The 18,360-nt window shown below is 53.7% G+C and carries 14 protein-coding genes; 5 read left to right on the forward strand and 9 right to left on the reverse strand.

Annotated features, from left to right (window positions below; genetic code table 11):
* Window positions 1-97 precede the first annotated feature (97 nt).
* From T433_RS0100190 to T433_RS0100200, 3 genes are read left to right on the forward strand one after another with little or no spacing between them, the layout of a single operon-like run.
* A complete protein-coding gene (locus T433_RS0100190) occupies window positions 98-2,506 on the forward strand; it encodes a beta-galactosidase (protein ID WP_027454384.1) in 2,409 nt (802 codons plus the stop codon).
* Window positions 2,506-4,905 carry a glycoside hydrolase family 95 protein gene (locus T433_RS0100195; protein WP_027454385.1) on the forward strand — a complete coding sequence of 800 codons (2,400 nt, stop codon included), beginning with the start codon at window positions 2,506-2,508 and terminating at the stop codon, window positions 4,903-4,905. Before T433_RS0100190 ends, T433_RS0100195 begins: the two co-directional genes overlap by 1 nt.
* On the forward strand, window positions 4,898-5,773 hold the full coding sequence (locus T433_RS0100200; protein ID WP_027454386.1) for an AraC family transcriptional regulator: 876 nt from the start codon (window positions 4,898-4,900) through the stop codon (window positions 5,771-5,773). The genes T433_RS0100195 and T433_RS0100200 overlap by 8 nt, the downstream gene beginning before the upstream one ends.
* A 3-nt stretch (window positions 5,774-5,776) precedes the next feature.
* Here the strand turns inward: T433_RS0100200 and T433_RS0100205 are convergent, their stop codons facing one another.
* Complete coding sequence (locus T433_RS0100205) at window positions 5,777-6,379, reverse strand: DUF3109 family protein (RefSeq protein ID WP_027454387.1); 603 nt, start codon at window positions 6,377-6,379, stop codon at window positions 5,777-5,779.
* A gap of 63 nt (window positions 6,380-6,442) precedes the next feature.
* Window positions 6,443-7,108 (reverse strand): uracil-DNA glycosylase, encoded by a 666-nt coding sequence (gene ung, locus T433_RS0100210; protein WP_027454388.1) that lies wholly within the window; start codon window positions 7,106-7,108, stop codon window positions 6,443-6,445.
* A 145-nt stretch (window positions 7,109-7,253) separates the two neighbouring features.
* Between ung and T433_RS0100215 the strand changes: the two genes are divergently transcribed.
* Window positions 7,254-8,003 (forward strand): hypothetical protein, encoded by a 750-nt coding sequence (locus T433_RS0100215; protein WP_155808192.1) that lies wholly within the window; start codon window positions 7,254-7,256, stop codon window positions 8,001-8,003.
* A 108-nt stretch (window positions 8,004-8,111) separates the two neighbouring features.
* On the opposite strand, the gene gpmI is transcribed toward T433_RS0100215, so the two are convergent.
* From gpmI to T433_RS0100245, 6 genes are all read right to left on the reverse strand, one after another.
* Window positions 8,112-9,632 carry a 2,3-bisphosphoglycerate-independent phosphoglycerate mutase gene (gene gpmI, locus T433_RS0100220; RefSeq protein WP_027450694.1) on the reverse strand — a complete coding sequence of 507 codons (1,521 nt, stop codon included), beginning with the start codon at window positions 9,630-9,632 and terminating at the stop codon, window positions 8,112-8,114.
* Window positions 9,633-9,905: 273 nt separating this feature from the next.
* Window positions 9,906-10,568, reverse strand: a complete 663-nt coding sequence (locus T433_RS0100225; RefSeq protein ID WP_027454389.1) for a DUF4923 family protein — start codon at window positions 10,566-10,568, stop codon at window positions 9,906-9,908.
* A gap of 22 nt (window positions 10,569-10,590) precedes the next feature.
* A complete protein-coding gene (locus T433_RS0100230) occupies window positions 10,591-13,581 on the reverse strand; it encodes an exo-rhamnogalacturonan lyase family protein (protein WP_052356908.1) in 2,991 nt (996 codons plus the stop codon).
* Window positions 13,562-14,956, reverse strand: a complete 1,395-nt coding sequence (locus tag T433_RS0100235) for a glycoside hydrolase family 88/105 protein (RefSeq protein ID WP_027454391.1) — start codon at window positions 14,954-14,956, stop codon at window positions 13,562-13,564. The genes T433_RS0100230 and T433_RS0100235 overlap by 20 nt, the downstream gene beginning before the upstream one ends.
* Window positions 14,953-15,855, reverse strand: a complete 903-nt coding sequence (locus T433_RS0100240; protein WP_027454392.1) for a WYL domain-containing protein — start codon at window positions 15,853-15,855, stop codon at window positions 14,953-14,955. Before T433_RS0100240 ends, T433_RS0100235 begins: the two co-directional genes overlap by 4 nt.
* Window positions 15,856-15,911: 56 nt before the next feature.
* The gene (locus T433_RS0100245; RefSeq protein ID WP_027454393.1) at window positions 15,912-16,538 is read right to left on the reverse strand and encodes a ribonuclease HII; all 627 of its coding nucleotides are present in this window, start codon (window positions 16,536-16,538) and stop codon (window positions 15,912-15,914) included.
* A 143-nt stretch (window positions 16,539-16,681) separates the two neighbouring features.
* Between T433_RS0100245 and T433_RS0100250 the strand changes: the two genes are divergently transcribed.
* The gene (locus T433_RS0100250) at window positions 16,682-16,948 is read left to right on the forward strand and encodes a hypothetical protein (protein ID WP_027450700.1); all 267 of its coding nucleotides are present in this window, start codon (window positions 16,682-16,684) and stop codon (window positions 16,946-16,948) included.
* An 84-nt stretch (window positions 16,949-17,032) separates the two neighbouring features.
* Here T433_RS0100250 and T433_RS0100255 read toward each other — a convergent pair whose 3' ends face one another.
* Window positions 17,033-18,253: an aminotransferase class V-fold PLP-dependent enzyme gene (locus tag T433_RS0100255; protein ID WP_027454394.1), complete on the reverse strand. Its 1,221-nt coding sequence runs from the start codon at window positions 18,251-18,253 to the stop codon at window positions 17,033-17,035.
* Between the last annotated feature and the right edge of the window lie 107 nt (window positions 18,254-18,360).

The following is an 18,360-nucleotide window of genomic DNA, read 5'->3' on the forward strand; positions in this document are numbered from 1 at the left end:
CAAAAAAATTGTTCTAAAAGTACTATAAACGAAAGTTTTTTAGTACTTTTGCACACCTAACTACATAGGATATTAGTAACTAATAGAGATAACAAAAATGAAACAACTACTGCAGAAACTTGCAGTTGCTGCAATGCTGATGTTCGCACCAACTGCTCTACAAGCCGCTGTAAAACCAGGTTCTTTCACAACGGGCGACAAGACCTTCTTGTTGAACGGTGAGCCTTTCGTGGTGAAAGCAGCCGAAGTACACTACCCTCGCATTCCTCGTCCTTACTGGGAACACCGCATTAAGATGTGTAAAGCACTCGGCATGAATGCCGTGTGTATCTATATCTTCTGGAACATCCACGAACAGAAGGAGGGACAGTTTGACTTCACTGGCAACAACGACGTGGCTGCGTTCTGCCGTCTGGCACAGAAGAACGGCATGTACGTCATCGTGCGTCCCGGCCCCTATGTGTGTGCTGAATGGGAGATGGGCGGTCTGCCTTGGTGGTTGTTGAAGAAGAAAGATATCCGTCTGCGCGAGCGTGACCCTTATTTCATGGAGCGTGTGAAAATCTTCGAGGAGAAGGTGGGTGAGCAGCTCAAGCCCCTGACCATTCAGAATGGTGGTCCTATCATCATGATTCAGGTGGAGAACGAGTACGGCTCGTATGGTGAGGACAAGCCTTACGTCAGTGAGATTCGCGACTGCCTGCGTGGCATCTATGGCAAGGAGCTGTCGCTATTCCAGTGCGACTGGAGTTCCAACTTCGAGAAGAACGGCCTTGACGACTTGACATGGACCATGAACTTCGGTACGGGTGCCAACATCGACCAGCAGTTCCGTCGTTTGGGCGAGTTGCGCCCCAATGCGCCTAAGATGTGCTCTGAGTTCTGGAGCGGTTGGTTCGACAAGTGGGGCGCCCGCCACGAGACACGTCCTGCCAAGGATATGGTAGAGGGTATGGACGAAATGTTGTCGAAAGGTATCTCGTTCTCGCTCTACATGACCCACGGAGGCACCTCGTTCGGCCATTGGGCTGGTGCCAACTCACCAGGCTTTGCACCTGACGTGACCAGCTACGACTACGACGCGCCTATCAATGAGTATGGTCATGCCACACCTAAATTCTGGGAACTGCGCAAGATGATGGAGAAATACAACGACGGCAAGAAGATGCCCGCTGTGCCTAAGGCTCCAATGTCCATCATCACCGTGCCTAAGTTCGAGCTGACGGAGTTCGCACCTTTCATGACCGCCATGACCAAGCCCGTCAAAGGCGCACCCAAGACCTTCGAGGAGATGGACATGGGCTGGGGCACGATGATGTACTCTACACGCCTGCCCGAGATTACTTCACAGAGCGTGCTCAGCGGTGAGTTCCACGACTTCGCGCAGGTGTTTATTGACAAAAAATATATTGGTAAGATTGACCGCGTGAAGAACGAAAAGTCGCTCACTATACCTGCCGTGAAGAAAGGTGCCGAACTGATTATCATCGTCGAAGGTATGGGCCGCATCAACTTCGGCCGCGCCATCAAGGACTTCAAAGGCATTGTCGGCAACGTCACGCTGACCACTGAGACCGACGATGTGGAGATGGTGCTGACGCCGAAGCAATGGTTAAATGTGGCTATTCCCGATGACTATCAGACGGCTATCAAGGCACTTGACATGGTGAAGGGCGTCAACGACCAGGTTGCTACAGGCAAGGTGAAGGGAAGTGTTCCTGCACTCGCCTTTATACAGGGCTACGAGGGTTCAAAGAAGCTCGGCGATATCATGAAGCCCGGCTACCACCGCGGCTACTTCACGCTGAAGAAGGTGGGCGACACGTTCCTGAACTTCGAGACATGGGGCAAGGGACAGGTATATGTGAACGGTCACGCTATGGGCCGCATCTGGAGCATTGGCCCTCAGCAGACGCTCTATGTACCTGGCTGCTGGTTGAAGAAGGGTAAGAACGAGATCATCGTGCTCGATGTGGTTGGTCCAAAGGAGACCGTGGTTTGGGGACAGGCTGAGCCTGAGCTGAACAAGCTGCAGCTGGAGAAGAGCAACAAGCACAACAACATTGGCGACAAGCCCGACTTGAACAGTGCTACACCGGTGGCTACGGGTGCCTTCAAGGCTGGCAACGGCTGGCAGACCATCAACTTCGGTAAAACCGCCAAGGGCCGCTACCTCGCCATCGAATGTCTCTCTGCACAGAAGGACGGTGACCGTGTGGCCATCGCTGAGCTTTACCTGCAAGGACAAGACGGTAAGCGCATCTCTCGCGAGTCATGGAAGACGAAGTATGCCAACTCTGAGGATGAGAACGGCAACCACCTGGGCGATAAGGTCTTCGACCTGCAAGAGTCCACCTATTGGCAGACGGAGAAAGGCACCTCAGCGCCTCACCTAATCGTCATCGACCTGGGATCGGAGCAGAACGTGAAAGCGCTGGAATACCTGCCACGCGCCGAACAGGGAGCACCCGGGTCTGTAAAGAACTATAAAATATACTTATATTAATGAGAAAAAAACTGTTATGCCTTCTCTCATTAGCAACTGCTGTAGCCTCTGCTCAGCAGTTGCCCATGAGACTGTGGTACAATGAGCCCGCACGCTATTTCGAAGAGTCACTGCCCTTAGGCAACGGAAGATTGGGAGCCCTAATCTATGGCAACCCCAGTGACGACATCATCCAACTCAACGACATCACCCTCTGGAGCGGTAAGCCTATCGACCGCCAGGAAGATGCCGGTGCTTCGAAGTGGATACCAGAGATCCGTAAGGCTCTCTTCAACGAAGACTATCGCAAAGCCGACTCACTGCAACTGCATGTGCAAGGACATAACTCCAGCTACTATATGCCTCTGGCCACCATGCATATCGTAGATCATCAAAGAGCGGGAGCCGTCACCAACTATCACCGTTCGCTCAGTCTTGACTCTGCCGTGGCTTATACTACTTATAATAAAGGTGGAGTAACCTATACACGCGAATACCTGACGTCGGCTCCCGACCAGCTCATCGCCATCCGTCTCAGCGCATCAAAGCCTCAACAGATCAATACCGAGATTCAGCTGACATCGCTGCTGAGCCATCAGGTGAAGGCAAAAGGCAACCAGCTGACTCTCACGGGCCATGCTACAGGCAACGAACTGGAGACCGTTCATTTCTGTGCCTTGCTGCAGGTGAACCATAAAGACGGCACGGTGGAAGCCACCGACAGCACCCTGCAACTGACAGGTGTGACCGAGGCCGTGGTTTATTTCGTCAACGCCACCAGCTTCAACGGGTTCGACAAGCACCCTGTCAAAGACGGAGCGCCCTACATCCAGGAAGCGATGGACCGCATATGGCACACCAAGAACGTCACCTTCGAGGAGGTGCGCCAGCGCCATCTGGCCGACTATCAGCAGTTTTACAACCGCCTCGCGCTGTCTCTCTCTGCCGACAAAAAGCCTCTGGCTATTCCCACCGACCAGCTGCTGAAAGGTTATCATCAAGGCAACGACGCTGCCGACCGCTATCTGGAGACCCTTTTCTTCCAGTACGGACGCTATCTGCTCATCAGTTGCTCGCGCACGCCGGCCGTCCCAGCCAACCTGCAGGGACTGTGGAACCCACATCTTCAGGCACCATGGCGCGGCAACTACACCATCAACATCAACCTGGAGGAGAACTACTGGCCCGTCTTTGCTGCCAACCTGCAAGAGATGGCGATGCCTATCGATGGCTTTGTCAAGGCCTTAGCCGAGAATGGACGCTACACTTCCAAGAACTATTACGGCATAGAACACGGTTGGTCGGCAGGCCACAACAGCGACCTCTGGGCCATGGCTAACCCCGTGGGCGAGAAGAACGAGAAGCCCGAATGGGCCAACTGGCCACTAGGCGGTGCCTGGCTAGTGGAAACACTGTGGGAGAAATACCTCTTCACACAAGACCTGCAGTATCTCAAGACCACGGCCTACCCACTGATGAGAGGCGCTGCCGACTTCTGTAAGGACTGGCTCATCGAGAATCCTCACAACCCACAGGAGCTGATCACCGCTCCCAGCACCTCGCCCGAAAACGAATATATCACCGATCAGGGCTATCATGGCATGACATGCTATGGCGGTACGGCCGACCTGGCTATCATTCGCGAGCTGTTCATCAACACCATCGCTGCCGGACGTATGTGTGGCGATGACATCACAGCACTTGAAGAGGTGCTGCCTCGTCTGCACCCTTATACCATCGGAAAGGATGGCGACCTCAACGAGTGGTACCACGACTGGCGCGACTACGACCCGCACCACCGCCACCAGAGTCACCTCATCGGTCTCTACCCCGGTCATCACATCACACCCACTGCCACACCATCGCAGATGGGATATGCCGGAACAGCCAGCGACCTGCTGACGGCCTGCGAGCAGACCCTAATACAAAAGGGCGAAAAGACCACCGGTTGGAGCACCGGCTGGCGCATCAACTTGTGGGCACGTCTGCACAAAGGCGAGCAAGCCTTCCATATCTATCAGAAGCTGTTGGAGTATGTTCCTGCCGGACCGCGCCGAAAGGGTCAGGGCGGTGGCACCTATCCCAACCTGTTTGATGCCCATCCGCCCTTCCAGATTGACGGCAACTTCGGTGGCACCGCCGGTGTTTGCGAGATGCTGCTGCAGAGCAACGTGCAGTTTGATGCAGAACCACAGACTATCATAGAACTACTTCCTGCCCTGCCCAAGACATGGTCTGAAGGCGAAGTGAAAGGCCTGCGTGCCCGTGGCGGGTACGAGATTGACGCCACATGGAAGCAAGGCAAGATCACCTCGGCCACCATCAAGGCCGACAAGGGCGGCATTATCACCATGAAATACAACGGAAAGAGCAAGACTTTCCGACTAAAACAAAAGCAAATAAAGAAACTGAATGGATAAAAAGATTGCATTATCAGACTTTGAAAAGGTTAAGCAATGGGGCACAAGCGCATCGCTCAATGATGATCTGATCCTGTTGTCGGACGTGACCAATCTGCCACAGATGACAGAGCCACACCGTCTGAACTTCATCGTGATTGGCCTCTGCCAGCAAGGCAGTGCCCGCTATATGCTCGACACCGAAGAGAAAATCATCAATCAGGGTGACATCATCATTGTCTCCGACCGCCATGTGGTGGATCATGTCACCTCGTCGGACGACTTTGAATGCGTAGGCATGGCGCTCAGCATGAAGTTCTTCTACGAGGTAATTCGCGAGGTGAGCGACATCTCTGCCCTCTTCCTCTATTCCCGCTATCACCCCGTGATGTCGTTGTCGGAACAGGAACAGCAGATGTTCCACGATGACTTCAAGATTCTGAACAAGAAAATCACCGAGACGCAGAACCACTTCCACAAGGAACTGATGCGCACACTCATCCTGGCCATGTTCTATGACCTGAGCAATATCATCTATCGCGCCCAGTCGATCAAGGAAGACCACCAGACGCGCAGCGATATCATCTTCACTCGCTTCATCCGTCTGGTAGAGGAGAACTGTCGCCAGCAGCGTCGCGTCAGCTGGTATGCGCAACAGATGAACATCACGCCTAAGTACCTCAGCCAGTCGGTGAGGAACGTCAGCGGACGCACACCAAACACGTGGATAGACAACTATGTGACACTGGAACTGCGCCTGGCACTGAAGAACAGCACCAAGAGCATCAAGGAGATTACCCTCGACTTTAACTTTCCCAATCAGTCATTCATGGGAAAGTACTTCAAAGAGCATACGGGTATGAGTCCTAGCGACTATAGGAAGAACTGATGATTATTCCTTCTGGTTGTCAGAAGAAAGAAGCATCTCGGCCACGTCACAGAGTTCCTGATACCACTCCTCGCCAAAGCGGCGAACCAGCGGTTCTTTCAGAAACTGATATACGGGAAGGTCAAGAGCCTTCCCTTTTTTGCGTCCGCACTCACAGATATTCCAACGGTGATAGTTCAGGGCCACCGTTCCATCCGAAAAGACCTTCTCTCGGATAGGATACAGCGCACAACTGATGGGCTTACAGTAGCCCGTCAGGCCTTTGCGGTAGGCCTTTTCCAGCGCACAGAGACAGTTGTCGCCATCGTAACAGGTAAAGACACAGTCCTTGCCGCCCACAATGCTGGTCACCAGATCGCCCTCCTGGTCGGTGTAGGCCACACCTTGCTGGTCAATCACGCTCTGTGCCGAGGCCGACAAGTCATCCCACACCACATCGGTACTGTTCTCTATCTCCATCACTTCGTCGATGGTCACCGGCGCACCGGCATCGCCTTCCACACAGCAGATGCCCTTGCAGGTTTCGTAGTCGCAACAAAATTTCTCAGTAATGATATCCGAAGAGATGAGGATATCGCCTATTTGTATGATGGGAGGGATGTTCATCTTAATTAATAATTGATAATTGACAATTGATAATTATGAGTGAGGAAAACTAACCTATTCTCCCTACCACTCGATGGGGGTCTCGCCTACTTGTGCCAGATACTGGTTGCAGCGCGAGAACTGATGCTGACCGAACCAGCCACCACGGTTGGCCGATAGTGGTGAGGGGTGAACCGACTCCAGGACGAGGTTGCGCTGACGGTCTATCATCGCAGCCTTCGAGCGGGCAAAGCCACCCCACAGCATATATACTATATGTTCGCGCGACGAGGCCAGCGCCTTGATAGCTGCATCGGTGAAGTGCTGCCATCCCAACGAAGCATGGCTGTTGGCCTGGTGTGCCCGCACGGTCAGTGTGGCATTGAGCAGCAACACGCCTTGACGGGCCCAGCGACTCAGGTCGCCCGACGTCGGCATGGGTGTGCCCAGGTCATCGTGTATCTCCTTGAAGATGTTCTGCAACGAAGGGGGAAAAGCCACCCCGTCCTGCACCGAGAAGCTCAGTCCATGGGCCTGGCCCGGCTCATGATAGGGATCCTGACCGATGATGACCACCTTCACCTGGTCAAACGGACACAGGTTGAAGGCATTGAAGATCAACTTGCCCGGAGGATAGCACGCCCCTGCGGCATACTCACGCCTCACACCGTCGGTCAACTGCGTGAAGTAGGGCTTGTCAAACTCCTCTTGCAAGTGCTGTTTCCACGTTTCTTCTATCTGTACGTTCATCGTTCTCGCCTTATCTGTTTCGCCCACAAAGTTACAAACTTTTTCTCAATAATCATGGTCTGTTCAACAAAAAGTAGTATATTTGCATCACTGATAGGCCGCAACCTAACACCACACTGAACGTCAAACTTAAAACCAAATGAATATGGATTTCCTTAACAACATTACCAACTATCTCGACACGTTCATCTTTCATCACGACTGGGAATGGCCCGTATGGGGCATCTTCTTCGTGGGCCTGCTGCTCATCGCCGTGGGACAGTTGAACCGTGAGGACAGAGAGCGCAGCAGCAAGAACACCGTCTATGCACAGGTGGCACTCTTCATCGTGCTCAGCCTGCTCGAACTGACGCAGTTCCTGTTTGCCGAAAGGCGCATCTGGTTTGTACGCCCCAGCGAGGTGGGCTGGCTGTGGACCATCATCAATGGTGCACTCATCATCACCATCTTCTTCTATCAGGTGAAACTGTTTAAGCGCACCCTCGACCTGGCCAACGAGCATGCCCAGCGCGAGTGCTCATGGCTGTGGGGGCTCATCGGCCTGCCCATCAGTGCGCTGCTGGCCTTCTTGCTCTACTCGCACGGCCATCCTTGGTGGGCCATCACCATCATCGCCATTCCCCAACTGGCGCAGGTAGGACTAGCCGTCTATGCCACCATCAAGGGCGGTAAAGACTGGACCAACTTCAGTCTGACGCTGGCCGTCTATTTCATTGGCGGACTGGCCGTCACCATCGCCCTCTACGTCATTATCTGGGCCACCATCATCGCCATTGCAGGCTACGTGGCACTACTGCTGGCCAGCAAGTCGCTGTCAAAGCCCGTCGATAAGTCACAACTACAAACAGACGAAGAGGCAACACCCGTTCTCGAAGACGAATCAATAGCACAATAGCTCCCAGAATTTCTCCTCTTAGAGGAGGTTAGGAGAGGTCATAAGAAAAACGTGAGTCCCCTGTTTGGAGACTCACGTTTTTCTATTTATCATACTGGTTCTTTCAGCTTAGTCCTGAATCAGGTTCTCGCCAGTCATGTCGGCAGGCTTCTCAAGTCCCATGATGTGGAGGATAGAAGGAGCCACGTCGGCCAGACGACCGTCCTTCACCGTAGCCGAGTTGTTGTTGGTCACATAGATGAAGGGCACGGGGTTCAGCGAGTGAGCCGTGTTAGGTGTTCCGTCGGGGTTGATAGCGTTGTCGGCATTACCGTGGTCGGCAATGATGATAGCCTCGTAGTCGTTGGCCTTAGCAGCCTCGATGACATCCTTCACGCAGTTGTCAACAGCCCATACGGCCTTTGCGATGGCATTGTAAACACCCGTGTGACCAACCATATCACCGTTGGCGAAGTTCACCACGATGAAGTCATACTTAGCCTCGTTGATAGCAGCCACCAGCTTGTCTTTCACCTCGAAGGCACTCATCTCTGGCTTCAGGTCGTAGGTAGCTACCTTTGGACTGGGCACCAGGATGCGGTCCTCACCCTCGTAGGGTTGCTCACGACCACCGTTGAAGAAGAATGTTACGTGTGCATACTTCTCGGTCTCGGCGGTGTGCAGCTGCTTCTTACCCTGCTGAGACAGGTATTCGCCCAGGGTGTTCTCTACGTTCTCCTTGGGGAAGAGGATGTTCACACCAGTGAAGCTTGCATCGTATGGCGTCATGCAGTAGTACTGCAGTCCGGGGATGGTCTTCATGCCCTGCTCAGGCATATCCTGCTGAGTCAGTACCACGGTGAGCTCCTTAGCACGGTCGTTACGGAAGTTGATGAAGATCACTACGTCGCCCTCTTCGATGCATCCGTTCACGGCGCTGTTGTGGATAGGCTTGATAAACTCGTCGGTTACGCCGTCGGCATAGCTCTCCTCTACGGCCTTCACCATATCGGTAGCCTGCTTACCTGTGCCGTTCACGATGAGGTCATAACCCTCCTTCACGCGCTCCCAGCGCTTGTCGCGGTCCATGGCGTAGAAACGACCAATGATGCTAGCGATGGCAGCGTCGTTGTCGGCACACACCTTAGTTACCTGCTCAATAAAGCCCTTACCGCTCTTGGGGTCGGTGTCACGACCATCCATGAAGCAGTGTACGAAGGTCTGGTTCTTCAGTCCATAGTGCTTACCCACCTCGATGAGCTTGAAGAGGTGATCAAGGCTTGAGTGCACACCACCGTCAGAGCAGAGGCCCATCAGGTGCAGTTTCTTACCGTTCTCCTTAGCGTAGGTATAAGCAGCCTTCACCTGGGGGTTCTCAACGATAGAACCATCCTTACAGGCACGGTTAATCTTTACCAGGTCCTGATAAACGATGCGACCAGCACCGATGTTCAGGTGACCAACCTCCGAGTTACCCATTTGTCCGTCGGGCAGACCAACATCTTCGCCTGAAGCCATGAGCTGTGAGTGAGCCGAAGTAGCAGTCAACAAATCGAGGTAAGGTGTGGGAGTGTTGAAGATCACGTCGCCCTTACCATGCTTACCGATTCCCCATCCATCGAGAATCATCAATAGCGCTTTCTTTGCCATAATAATTTCCTTTGCGTTTATATTATTTAATTAAGTATCAATATGTTCAAGGGTGCAAAATTAATCATTTTGCGCCACATAGCAAAACTTCTATGGCAACGAAATCGCTTTTTCTACAGTTAATTGATGCAATTCGCATCTTCTACCGCAACAATAGCTGCCGTATTGCATTGTCAAAGTGGCACTTCTAGCATACAATAGTGCCACCTTCAGCCGGTCAAAGCAGCACTTTAACGGGCCAAAGGCGGCACTATCGTTGAGTGATTGCTTCAATTACTTGAAGTCGAAGCCCATGCGCAGACCGTCGTAGTTCTTAGACAGGTCGCTGATGGTGTTCATGGTCTTGTTGCCACTCAGTGCAGACATGGTCTGGAAGAGTGTGAGCAGCTTGGTTGACTCGAAGAGCAGACCGATACCATCGGCATTCTTCTTGGCATAGCAGGTCACATTGAGCAGCAGTGTTGACAGCACCACTTTGCCTGTAGAGGGCTCGAAGGTGTAGGTTCCACTCAGCTTCTTGCCGGCAATCTGCGCTGCGAAGGTCTTGTCCTCGTTGAAAGTGATGGTGGTGTTAGAAGCCTTCACACCCAGTTTGGTGAACGTGGGCAGCATTTTCTCCTTGATCTGCTGGGCAGCAATCTCGCCACCAGCCTGAGCCAACAGCTGCTGAGAAGTGAAGGCACAACCAGGAGAGCTGTACTTCCAAGTGCCAACGATGCTCTTCTCGGTCATCTTGTCGAGGCCCAGCACGCTCTGGAACATATTGCTCAGAGCCTGTCTGTTGGTTGCAGCCTGCATCACGCTGCCCAGCACGTTGGTAGCAGCCGTTGTGGCATTGTTAGTTACTGTCGATGTTGCATCTTGGTTCAGTGCAATCGAACCGCAGCTGGCCATCATCATGGCGGCAGCTGCCCAAATCATCATGTTCTTTTTCATTGTTGTTTATAAATATAAAGAGTTAAAATACTTCCAACATATAGATAGCATCGAGCGACCACAATGCGGCATCGTTGGTAGAGATGCCCTTGGCGGGTGCCAACAGCGACTGCCACACGTGTGCACGGCGCTCCACATCGCGGTCTTTCCATGCCGCATAGGCATCGAGACGGCGCACTGGGAACTTGTTGCCACTGACCTTCAGAGCCATCTCACGGTAACGACGGGCGTGGTCAAGCCAAACACTCTCGAACTGAGGTGAGGGCAGCATCGGCATCAGCTCGTTCATCAGTTCAAAGCCTCCCATGATGGTACACAGGTGGTTGGTGTTAAGCAGACTGTCTGGTCCTTCGTAGGTGATTCGTCCTGTAGCAGGGTCATAGCCCAACGCCTTATTGCCCGTGAAGAGTCCATGCTTCAGCGCAGCCATAGACTGTAGGCCGGTCTTGATCTTGTCGGCATAACGGCGGTTGCCCGTACGTTCCCACTCTGTCATCCAGTTGCCGGCATAAGCCAGCCAGTCGGGACCGATACGCAGTCGGGCCGGGGCCTGACAGGGATAGAGCGAACGAGGTTCGGCCAAACGCATGGGGTCTAGATGATAGAGCAGCGTGTCGCAGTCGGTCTGTGCATGCATCAGATCGCCCGTACGCTCATCGGCAGTGAGATAGTAGAAAAAGCGCAAGAAGACCGACTGAGAGATGCGTGCCTCCTTAGCACCACAGCCCCAGTGACTCACATTATGTCTGCTGCCCAACGGAGCAAAGGGGCCGATATGATAGGTATCCACTTCGCTATTGTGGCGGGTCATAGCCATAGCCATGCGCCAGATGTCAGCACGTCCGCTACGCAAGAAGCTGTACCACAACCACATGGGCGACGCCAACTCTGTATTGTCCCAGGCAAAGCCACCCACATCGTAGCGCCACTCATGACGTTCCTCATCGTAGGCATGCATCACATCGCCATAGTTCCAGAAGCCATACCACTTGCAGCGCTCCGTCTCGCACTGGAAGATACGGATGTAGTTGTCCAGACGCTGTTCCACCTCCTGATGTTTGGTGGGCAGCGACCAGATGCCGAAGGCACGTTTGCTATGTAGGTATTCGGGGGTAGGCAATAGTTGATAGTTGCCCATCTGAGTATCATATTGAGGTTTCCCGGTGTAGGGCTGCAACCACAGTTCACTGGTACGACCGATGCCATAGGGCGTGCTCATGCCCTCCTGCACATCTTCGTAGCTAGACAAAAGGCCGTGAGCAATGGTGTCGTAGTGGCACAGGTTCATCGCTTCTGCCTCGGGCGACCACAGGTACATGGTGAGTTGGGCCTCATTGCTGCGGGCATGGTCCACCTGGATGGTGGAAGGATAACTCTGCCAGAAGTCGGTCAGGCGCAGACTGATACCACCTTCGGTGTCGCCCACGAACGCTTGTCCTGTGGCACGACAGCCCGTCAGCGTACCTATCCACGGACTACGGTCGGTGGCTCGCTTACGGATAGACCAGGCATTATCGGTGAGCTGCGACAGACGGAAGCCGTCCCACTGTGCCCACTCGCTGAGCAGCATCTGCCCCTGCCCGTCGAAGGTTTCTGGTGCAGGAATGCGCTCTTGCTGCATCTGCAGCGCCTGCCAGTTGGTATCTCTCGATAGTGTGCGGCGACCGTCGAGCGGTTGTACAGGTTCGTGCCACAGCGAGTCGCCATCCACAGCGAAGGCTATATGACGGTTGTAGGCCTCGGTACGCATGGGCACGCCAAAGCGGACACCTAACGAGGTGATGAAGTCGCGCGACTGCTCACCATCATATATAAAAGAGTGAACAAGCTTCACTTGGTCGGTGCCTTGCCAGAAGTAGAGACGCAGGGTGAAAGGTAGCCAGCGGCGACCGTCTTTTCCTCCGTGACGCCCGGTAACTTTCACCACGGCAGAGGCCTTTCCCTGTCGTTCTATCGCAGCATGCTCGACCTTGGCCGTGTAACGACCCTTTGTGGTGGTGGCCACCAAGGTAGCACCGCTGCCAACCTTCAGTCCATCCACCAGCATACTATCGAGGAAGTTGTCGCCTTGCTTAGGAATAAATACCTGCAGGTGCTGGTTGGCGATATACAACTGGCGCCCCAGGTCCTTCACCGTGAGTGTGCCCTCTTTCTGAGCTGGGAAGACACCAGACACGCCCATCCACTTGACAGACCCATCGGGCCAGTAGGCCAAAGGCCAACAGTCGGCCGCAGCAAACTGGCGGGCATCGGTCACTTTCTTCAATTCGCCCTGAGCAAAAGGCACACCAAAGGTTGACGGCTGGGGCGTGGCAGGGGTAGCACCAATCCAATGCAGAGGTACCTCAGACTGCACTGGCAGTTGCTCCATGCGGAAATTCGTGATACGGATGCGCGAGAGCGTGGTGCGGAAACCAAACCAGCCACTGGTCAGCGGCGTCGGGTCGAGGTAGTCTACCAGCAGTTCGCCATCGACAAAGATGCGGGTGCGACCCTCGCGGGTGCTCTCCACACGCCAGTGATACCAATGGCCTGAGCGCAACAGGTGAGCGGCATCGGTATATTCCTTCCACACTGGTGGCACCTCGCCACCGCCCATATAACGGCGGAAACGCGTGGTAGAATTGTAGTTGCCACCATAGCCCAGGTAATACATCTGCAGCTGATAGCAGTTTTTGAACACACCCTGGCGCTGGTTCATGCGCTTAAAGACTGATGCAGCAGCCGGGTCACTGGCCATCCAGAAGAGGTTCATATCGCTCAGGCGGTCGTCGGTGACCAGCACATCGTAGTCCACCGCCATGCCTTGCTTCACAGCCTGTTTGCGCCATAGCGTCAGTCCTTTGGGCGCTACCACCTCGCAGGTGTCGCCCGAGAACGACACACGGTAGTCGGGGGCTTCCGACTCCACCGTCCAGTATTTCTTGAACGAGCGAGCGTCAAGCCCCGACTGTGCATGAACCATCAGCGCACAGACGACAGATAGCAGAAGACTAAAAATCCGTTTTTCCATCGACGCTGAAGATTGGTTCATTGGTGTTTATCTCTTGATCGTAGAAATGCACCGCACTATCGTTCATCTTGGGATGCTGCGCCTTGAGCAGTTTCAGCACCTCGGCACCGGCCCAGATCACAGGACCATAGCCGTGGGCAGCCATCACGTGGACAGGGCGATAGGCATAGAAGGCGGCATCGAAGCCCATGCCGGTGCCTACGCAGACGCCGGTCACCTGACCGCGGTCGCTGACAGCCTTCGCTACGGCCTGCCATCCCAGCATCACCACAGGTCCATAGGCCTTGGCATCGAGCCAACCACTGTTGATGGCGTGGGCCAGACAGTAGGTAAAGATGGCGGTGCATGACGTTTCCTCATATGTTTCAGGACGGTCTAGCAACTGGTGCCAGTAGCCATCGATGCCCTGCAGTCGGGCCAATCCCTCGGCATGTTGCTGCAACAGCTTGACGATGGCCTGACGCTGCGGATGCTGCTGGGGCAGCACATCGAGAACCTCACAGAGGGTGAGGATGGCCCAGCCATTGGCACGCCCCCAGTGATAGGCAGGATGCGGGTTCATACCCTCCACCCATCCATGGCGGAACAACTGTTTCTCGGGCACAAACATACGCTGAGCGAATTGCTGCACCTGCGTGGCAGCCTGATCGAAGTACTTTGTATTGCCTGTATAAAGTCCCATGTGGGCCACGGTGGGGATACCCATAAACATGTCGTCTAGCCACAGTGTGTTGTGCTGAGGGCGCAGACGGGCAAAGGTACCATCGTCCAGTCGGTACTCCTTATTTAATATATAAGCGCTATAGTTATTGATGAGGGCTCCCAACTGCAGCGACTTGTCGGCCATGCTGGCCTTGATCATCGACGAGCATACGGCGCCGGCATCGTCGAGCGCTTGCGGGTCAACAACCTTGCGCATCACGGGGTCAATCTTCTTGCCCTGCTTGCTGAGTCGTGTGAAATAGGGGGCGGCAGCAGCCAGAAGACGATAGCGCTCGTAAACATAGTCACGATAGGCCACATCGCCCGTGGTCTTATAGGCAGCCATCATGGCCGAGTAGGTGACGCCCCACTCGTAGCTGGTCAGTCGGAAGTCGCCCCTGCGCAGCTGCGTATGTTCGTTGATGGCCTTGAAGTCGCTGACCACACGGTGTGTCTTGCTGTCCTCAAGCACTGCTGGGGTGGACCGTTGCAGATAGTGCAGCACGCGGTCCATGGTTTGTTTCACCGCCTTGGCATCGGGCACGCCATAGCCACACTTATAAGCAGGCGCCATGAGGTGCAGCGGCGTGTTCGAGTCGTTGACTTGCTGTGCTTTCGTCGTGGTGCAACAGATCAACGCCAGAAGAATAAGATTTGTTTTCAATTTGTTCATAGTCGTTGTTTCATAGTTTGTATTTTCTGTCGTAGATAGTCTTTAAAATCGTCGTTCTCCAGCACGTCGATGTCTTCCATGAGTCCCAGCACGAAACGACCGATGCCCTTAAACGAGCTGACGGGTAGCTCCACCAGCCAGTGGTCATTGCCGTCGGGCTCAATATAGCGCTCGCTCTGGGGGTATTCCTCGCGCAGCAGACTGGCCGACAGTCGGCCCAGTCGCAGTTTGACCAGCTGCTGACTCTCGCTACTGAACATAAAAATGTCGGTCAACATCTCGCGGTGATACTTCTCGTATTGCCAGAAGAGATCCAGTATCTTCACGTCTTGCACACGCGACAGCTTGAACGTCTTGTTCATCTTGGACGCTATCTCGAAGCAGCGCACCTCCTGATTGCCGTTCAAGAACAGGAACGGCTCTACGAGGCGGTTGCTCAGCGTATTGCTGTTGGCCGAGGAGTAGCCCTCGAGCACCACGGTGCGTTTCTGCTTGATGGCATCATAGATAGACGACACGTTGCGCCCCACCTGCTCGCGCAGCTCCACATTGTCGAGGATGTCCAGGTCGTAGAGCTTGTCCAGCTTCTGCTTCAGGCGTTGCATCTGCTGACTGTCATCGCCAGTCTTGTCCAGGATATGGCGCATCATGATGGCCTCATCCTCGGTGAAGTGGACGGCGGCATCGAGCTTCTTGAACCACGGCGAGTCCTTGCGTATGCGGTAGTAGGGCTTATTGTTTTCCACGTGGAAGCCCATGAACTTAAACGACTCCAGATAGTAGTACAGGTTGCGGCGCGAGATATCTATCTTATTGCAGATATCCGCCACCGTGTAGTGATGGTTCTCGATGAGCAACAGCAGCAGTCGCAGCTCTCTTTCCAGTTTATCGTGTCGCATTATCTCGGTTGCTAGTCATGAATAGAACGGTGGTCTGCAGGCATCGGTCGGGATGCTTACTCGTCAAACGGGATGCTCAGCTGCCCGTCGCCCAACAGGTTGTAGCTCATGCGGTGATAGGGCGTGGTACCATATTGGCGAATGGCCTCGCGGTGTTTCTTGGTGGGATAGCCCTTGTTCGACTTCCAGTCGTACTGCGGATATTCGTCGGCCAACTGGTTCATATAGTCATCACGATAGGTCTTGGCCAGAATCGAGGCGGCGGCAATGGCAAGATACTTTCCGTCGCCCTTGACAATGGTGGTATGGGGAAGCGGCTCAGCGGTGGCGGGATCCTTGTAGGGCTTGAAGCGGTTGCCATCCACGATGATGGCCTGCGGGCGCACCTTCAGTTGGTCCAGCGCACGGTGCATGGCCAGGATAGAGGCATTCAATATATTAATACGGTCTATCTCCTCGGGCGTCACGATGCCCACGGCCCATGCCACGGCGTCGCGCTCAATCTGCTTACGCAACTCGTAACGCCGCTTCTCGGTGAGTTGCTTAGAGTCGTTCAACAGTTCATTCTGGTAGTCGGGCGGCAGGATAACTGCAGCAGCATAAACGCTGCCAGCCAGACAACCACGGCCAGCCTCATCGCAACCAGCCTCTACCAATCCTTCGTAGTAATGGTTAAGCAACATCGTTTTCTTCATTTTAGGCTACAAAAATACTAAAAATAATTAAAAACCTGCATTTTTAACACAAAAAGTTTCGTTTGTGAACTTATATTGCACTCTTACTCCTTTATTTTGCACCCAGAAAAGAAAACAAAAAGCTTAGCATTATGAATACAGAACTATTAATCCGTGAAGAGAAAATGAACACAGTGATGAATCTCAGCGCTGCCATCATGCAGCCAATAGAGAAGCTGGCGCATTACTACGGCAGCGTGCTGGGTCGCAAAATCAACATCAACCAGACGCTGCACCTGCTCAATGCGCAGGTGGCCTTCCTGGCTACAGTATTCCCCGATTGTTCCATGGCCATCAAGGCCGTATGCCTGGCATGGTTTGTGGCTGCTGTCCTGAAGTGTCGCGAGAAACTAGCATAGCACCCCATCTGCATAGAAACAAAAAGGCCTCCCCGAACTGGGGAGGCCAGCACTATCCTCCAGATAAGGGAGGTTAGGTAGGAGTTAGAACATTTTAGATACACGGTGGATGCCTTCGACGAGGGTGTCCACCTCTTTTTTTGTATTATACAGGGCAAACGAAGCGCGAACGGTGCCGCTGATGCCAAGGCGATCCATCAGAGGCTGGGCGCAGTGGTGACCGGTGCGGACAGCAATGCCCAGACGATCAAGCAGTGTTCCCATGTCCAGATGGTGGATGTCGCCAACATTGAAGCTGACCACAGCATCCTTGACAGATGCATCTCTCGGACCATAAATCTTCATGCCATCGACGGTCTGTAGCTGTTCCATGCAATAGCGCGTAAGCTCGTGCTCGTGCTGCTGTACGGCATCGAAACCTACGGAATCAATATACTCAATAGCCTTGGCCAAACCATGAGTAGCTACATAGTCGGGGGTGCCGGCCTCAAACTTGAACGGCAGGCGCTCGAAGGTGGTCTTTGTCCACGTCACCTTGTCGATCATCTCGCCACCACCCTGATAGGGAGGCAACTTCTCAAGCCACGCTTCCTTACCATAGAGCACGCCAATGCCCGTAGGACCATACATTTTATGACCACTAAAGGCAAAGAAGTCGCAGTCCATCTTCTGTACATCTATCGCCATGTGGGGAGCACTCTGGGCACCATCCACCAGCACGGGGATGCCATGGGCATGCGCCACACTGATGATTTGCTCAACGGGGTTTACCGTGCCTAGCACATTGCTGACATGCGCCACGCTGACAATCTTGGTCTTTTCGGTGATGAGCGATTCCAACTGATCCATGCAGAGCAGGCCATCGTCGGTGATGGGGATGTGCTTTACCACGATACCGCGCTTCATGGCCTGCAGTTGCCACGACACGATGTTAGAGTGGTGCTCCATCTCAGTGACCAGCACCTCATCGCCAGCCTGCATCTGCGACTCGCAAAACGATGAAGCCACCAGGTTGATAGCCTCGGTGGTGCCGCGGGTGAAGATAATCTCTTCGGTCTTGCCGGCGTTGATAAAGCGGCGCACAGTCTCGCGGGCAGCTTCGTGCAGGTCGGTAGCCTGCTGCGAAAGGTAGTGCACACCGCGATGCACGTTGGCATTCACGTTCAGGTACTCGTCGCGCATGGCATCGAGCACGCACAGGGGCTTCTGCGTGGTAGCCGCATTATCCAGATAGACCAGGGGTTTTCCATATACTTCCCGCTGCAGGATGGGGAAGTCTTCGCGTATCTTATCTATATTATACATCCTTATTCAATTTTGCATGCAAAAATACAAATAAAAGGTGAAAAACGATGCGCAATTTGCAAATAAATTAGTACTTTTGCACCGAAAACTACAAACTATTTAAATTA

It is taken from the genome of Xylanibacter brevis ATCC 19188, from assembly GCF_000621725.1.
Lineage (GTDB): Bacteria > Bacteroidota > Bacteroidia > Bacteroidales > Bacteroidaceae > Prevotella > Prevotella brevis.

Bases quoted from the DNA above. Each gene is read 5' to 3' on its own strand.
- T433_RS0100205 (WP_027454387.1), bottom strand. From the start codon at position 6,379: ATGAACATCCCTCCCATCATACAAATAGGCGATATCCTCATCTCTTCG.
- T433_RS0100235 (WP_027454391.1), bottom strand. From the start codon at position 14,956: ATGAACAAATTGAAAACAAATCTTATTCTTCTGGCGTTGATCTGTTGC.
- T433_RS0100225 (WP_027454389.1), bottom strand. From the start codon at position 10,568: ATGAAAAAGAACATGATGATTTGGGCAGCTGCCGCCATGATGATGGCC.
- T433_RS0100250 (WP_027450700.1), top strand. From the start codon at position 16,682: ATGAATACAGAACTATTAATCCGTGAAGAGAAAATGAACACAGTGATG.
- T433_RS0100215 (WP_155808192.1), top strand. From the start codon at position 7,254: ATGGATTTCCTTAACAACATTACCAACTATCTCGACACGTTCATCTTT.
- T433_RS0100245 (WP_027454393.1), bottom strand. From the start codon at position 16,538: ATGTTGCTTAACCATTACTACGAAGGATTGGTAGAGGCTGGTTGCGAT.
- T433_RS0100195 (WP_027454385.1), top strand. From the start codon at position 2,506: ATGAGAAAAAAACTGTTATGCCTTCTCTCATTAGCAACTGCTGTAGCC.
- gpmI (WP_027450694.1), bottom strand. From the start codon at position 9,632: ATGGCAAAGAAAGCGCTATTGATGATTCTCGATGGATGGGGAATCGGT.
- T433_RS0100190 (WP_027454384.1), top strand. From the start codon at position 98: ATGAAACAACTACTGCAGAAACTTGCAGTTGCTGCAATGCTGATGTTC.
- T433_RS0100255 (WP_027454394.1), bottom strand. From the start codon at position 18,253: ATGTATAATATAGATAAGATACGCGAAGACTTCCCCATCCTGCAGCGG.
- ung (WP_027454388.1), bottom strand. From the start codon at position 7,108: ATGAACGTACAGATAGAAGAAACGTGGAAACAGCACTTGCAAGAGGAG.
- T433_RS0100230 (WP_052356908.1), bottom strand. From the start codon at position 13,581: ATGGAAAAACGGATTTTTAGTCTTCTGCTATCTGTCGTCTGTGCGCTG.
- T433_RS0100240 (WP_027454392.1), bottom strand. From the start codon at position 15,855: ATGCGACACGATAAACTGGAAAGAGAGCTGCGACTGCTGCTGTTGCTC.
- T433_RS0100200 (WP_027454386.1), top strand. From the start codon at position 4,898: ATGGATAAAAAGATTGCATTATCAGACTTTGAAAAGGTTAAGCAATGG.